Here is a 277-nt window from a genome sequence, read left to right as displayed (position 1 = left end):
GTTGATCTTGGTCTTGTCGACGCCCGGTTCGCGCGCGGCGACCAGCTTCGCCTTGATCTCGCTCATCACGTCGATGACGTTTTCCAGCGACGTATAGGCGGTATCGACCTTCGCGGCGCCGAGGCCCAAGGCGGCGGCGACGGTGGAGATCGCGCGGTTGTCCGAGCGCATGGTCGTGGCGATCGACCAATAGGCGGCGTTGTCGGCGGCGGTTTCGACGCGCAGGCCGGAGGAGACGCGTGCCTGTGTCGTTTCGAGACTGTTGTCGATGGAACGG

1 pseudogene is annotated in these 277 nt (G+C 65.0%); it reads right to left on the bottom strand.

Annotated elements, in window-relative coordinates:
* A pseudogene (locus tag ACOZKU_RS27715) lies at positions 1-277 on the bottom strand (flagellin); the annotation flags it as partial.

Source organism: Shinella sp. M31 (assembly GCF_049199205.1).
Taxonomy (GTDB): domain Bacteria; phylum Pseudomonadota; class Alphaproteobacteria; order Rhizobiales; family Rhizobiaceae; genus Shinella.
Note: the sequence above shows the minus strand (reverse complement) of the source record. Positions and strands in the feature narration are given on the sequence as shown.